General features: G+C 69.4%; 2 protein-coding genes and 2 pseudogenes. 3 read left to right on the forward strand and 1 reads right to left on the reverse strand.

Translation table 11 applies throughout. From position 1 onward, the window contains the following. Positions 1-196 (forward strand): annotated as a pseudogene (locus AOK24_RS42080) (MFS transporter); the annotation flags it as partial. Positions 197-299: 103 nt separating this feature from the next. Then, entirely contained in the window at positions 300-1,466 is a 1,167-nt protein-coding gene (locus AOK24_RS42085) for an acyl-CoA dehydrogenase family protein (RefSeq protein WP_055725149.1), read from the forward strand. A 45-nt stretch (positions 1,467-1,511) separates the two neighbouring features. Here AOK24_RS42085 and AOK24_RS42090 read toward each other — a convergent pair whose 3' ends face one another. Next, positions 1,512-1,952, reverse strand: coding sequence for a cell division protein SepF (locus tag AOK24_RS42090; RefSeq protein WP_055725150.1), 441 nt, complete (start codon positions 1,950-1,952; stop codon positions 1,512-1,514). A 632-nt stretch (positions 1,953-2,584) separates the two neighbouring features. On the opposite strand from AOK24_RS42090, the pseudogene AOK24_RS47030 reads away from it, so the two are divergent. Beyond that, a pseudogene (locus AOK24_RS47030) lies at positions 2,585-2,990 on the forward strand (FAD/NAD(P)-binding protein); the annotation flags it as partial.

The following is a 2,990-nucleotide window of genomic DNA, read 5'->3' on the forward strand; positions in this document are numbered from 1 at the left end:
GGAGATCGGGGGGCCTGCCGGCGGGGTGCTGCGGCGGGTGGCCCGGGAGTCGTTCGTGCATGGGCTGCATGTGACGTTGCTGGTCAGTGCGGGGTTGTTGTTGCTGGGGGCGGTCATGGCGCTGCGGTTGCCGCGAGGCATGCAGGCCGAGGTGCCCGGGCCCCGGGGGGCCTGCCCGCCCGCGCGCCGCCCGTGACCGTCTGCCGGAGGGCGGGCGTTTCTTGTGGGAGTGGGACCGTGGGGCGTAGGTTCCTGAGTGGCGTGTAACTAGCGGTGCTAGTTTTGGAGGAAGCGTGGGAATGCTCGACGTCGGGGATCTGCTGGGGATCGACGAGCTGTTGTCGCCCGAGGATCTCGCTGTGCGGGAGACCGTGCGGCGGTGGGTGGGGGACCGGGTGTTGCCGGGTGTCGCGGAGTGGTACGAGGCGGGGGAGTTGCCCGATGTGCGGGGACTGGCCCGGGAGTTGGGGGCGCTCGGGGCCCTCGGGATGTCCCTTGAGGGGTACGGGTGTGCCGGGGCCAGCGCTGTGCAGTACGGGCTGGCCTGCCTGGAACTGGAGGCCGGGGACTCCGGGATCCGGTCGCTCGTGTCCGTGCAGGGGTCCCTCGCCATGTACGCCATCCATCGGTTCGGGAGCGAGGAGCAGAAGCAGGAGTGGCTGCCCCGGATGGCCGCGGGGGAGGTCATCGGGTGCTTCGGGCTCACCGAGCCCGATCACGGGTCCGACCCGGGGTCCATGCGGACCTACGCCAAGCGCGACGGGGGTGACTGGGTGCTCAACGGGCGGAAGATGTGGATCACCAACGGGTCCGTCGCCGGGGTCGCCGTCGTGTGGGCGCAGACCGAGGGCGGGGTGCGCGGGTTCGTCGTGCCCACCGACGCCGCCGGGTTCTCCGCGCCGGAGATCAAGCACAAGTGGTCGCTGCGGGCGTCCGTGACCAGTGAACTGGTGCTGGACGACGTGCGGTTGCCCGAGAGCGCCGTGCTGCCCGAGGTCGTGGGGCTGAAGGGGCCGCTCAGCTGCCTCTCGCACGCCCGGTACGGGATCGTGTGGGGCGCGATGGGAGCGGCGCGCGCCTGCTTCGAGGCCGCCGTCGAATACGCCAGGACCCGCGAGCAGTTCGGGAAGCCGATCGGCGCGTTCCAGCTCACGCAGGCCAAACTCGCCGACATGGCGGTCGAGTTGCACAAGGGGGTGCTGCTCGCGCATCACCTGGGCCGGCGGCTGGACGCGGGACGGCTGCGGCCCGAACAGGTCAGCTTCGGCAAGCTCAACAACGTACGCGAAGCCATCGAGATCTGCCGTACCTCGCGGACGATCCTCGGGGCCAACGGGATCTCGCTGGAGTACCCCGTGATGCGGCACGCGACGAACCTGGAGTCGGTGCTGACGTACGAAGGCACCGTGGAGATGCATCAGTTGGTGCTGGGCAAGGCGCTCACCGGACTCGACGCCTTCCGCTGACCCCGGACCTGAACCCAGGGGGCAGGGCCGGTGAGCGGCCCTGCCTCAGCTCTGGTTGAAGAAGCCGTCCGTGCGGTGGCCGCCGGGGTCGCCGTTGACGATCTCGGTGTTGGACGGGGTCAGCAGGAACACGCGCGTGGAGACGCGCTCGATCGAACCGCGCAGGCCGAAGATGAGCCCGGCGGCGAAGTCGACGACGCGCTTGGCGTCGGCGGCCTCCATCGCCGTCAGGTTCATGATCACCGGCACGCCTTCGCGGAACAGCTCGCCGATCGCCCGGGCGTCCCGGAAGCTGTCCGGGGTGACCGTGCCGATCCGGCGGCCTTTCTCCTCGGCCGTGTCCGTGGCGACCTTGACCCGGGGGTCGGTGACCCAGGCGGCGTCGCCGGAGTCGGTCCCCTCGGAGTAGTCGTCGTCGTAGTAACGCTCGTCATCGTTGTCGTCGACGAGGCCAAGCCAGGCACTCGCCTTGCGCACCGATCCCATGGACGCCTCCTCTCACAGCGGTCTTGCTTGCTATCCGCAGGACCCATGGTCGTCCATGATGCGGATGTCGCGCCAAGTGGATAGACGCCGCGCGGGGGGTTTGTGACGGTACTGGTGCACAGCCGATTCGTCGAGAGTCCAAGTGCCCCAAGGGTCGTAACGTGTACGGCTGCTGACTGAGAGTGAAATATGATTCTTTGTGGCGGACGGGTGACAAGCGGTGCGTATGGGTGAACGAATGCGACCGTTCGGGCTCGCTCCGAGCTGATTGTCTGTCTGTATACGGATGCTGACTGAGCGTCAGGCGGGTGTGCCGGGTGAGGGGAGGCGCACGTGTGAAGGCGGGGAGGAAGGCATCGGGAGCGCCCCGGCGAGAGCCGTGAGGCGGGTGGCGGTCAGCTCAACAGGAACAGGACCACACGCGACCGAAGTCGATGTGGGAGCGGGTGACCAGCCACTGCTGCGGATGCATGGGGCAAGTGGAACAGGTCTCCGGATACGAGTCAACCGGCCTGAGACGAACCGCCCACACTGTGGACGACCTTGACAGTGAGGGGAAACGCGGTCGTACCCTCGGGATGCGGTCCTGCTGAGGGGCTCGGCCGCGCCGGCGCCGCGCGGCGCCCCGTGNNCCCTCGTCATCGTCGGCGCCGGACCCCGAGGGGTCGGGCTGATCGAGCGCATCGCCGCGAACGCGCCTGAGCTGTACGGCGGTTCGGGCCTCGACATCCACCTCGTCGATCCGCATCCACCGGGCGCGGGCCGCATCTGGCGTGCCGCGCAGTCGCCGCTGCTGTGGATGAACTCCCATGCCGAGGATGTCACGATGTTCACGGACGAGACGGTGGTCATGGAGGGGCCGGTGCGGCCGGGGCCGACGCTGCATGAGTGGGCGGGCGTCGAGGGGGGCGTCTTCGCCGACCGGCAGCTTCAGGGGCGGTACTTGGGGTGGTTCTACGAGCAGGCGGTGGCCGCGCTGCCGGTGGGGGTGCGGGTGCATCGGCATGCGCGGCGGGCGGTGCGGGTCACCGGGGGGTG

The organism is Streptomyces niveiscabiei (assembly GCF_001419795.1).
Classification (GTDB): domain Bacteria; phylum Actinomycetota; class Actinomycetes; order Streptomycetales; family Streptomycetaceae; genus Streptomyces; species Streptomyces niveiscabiei.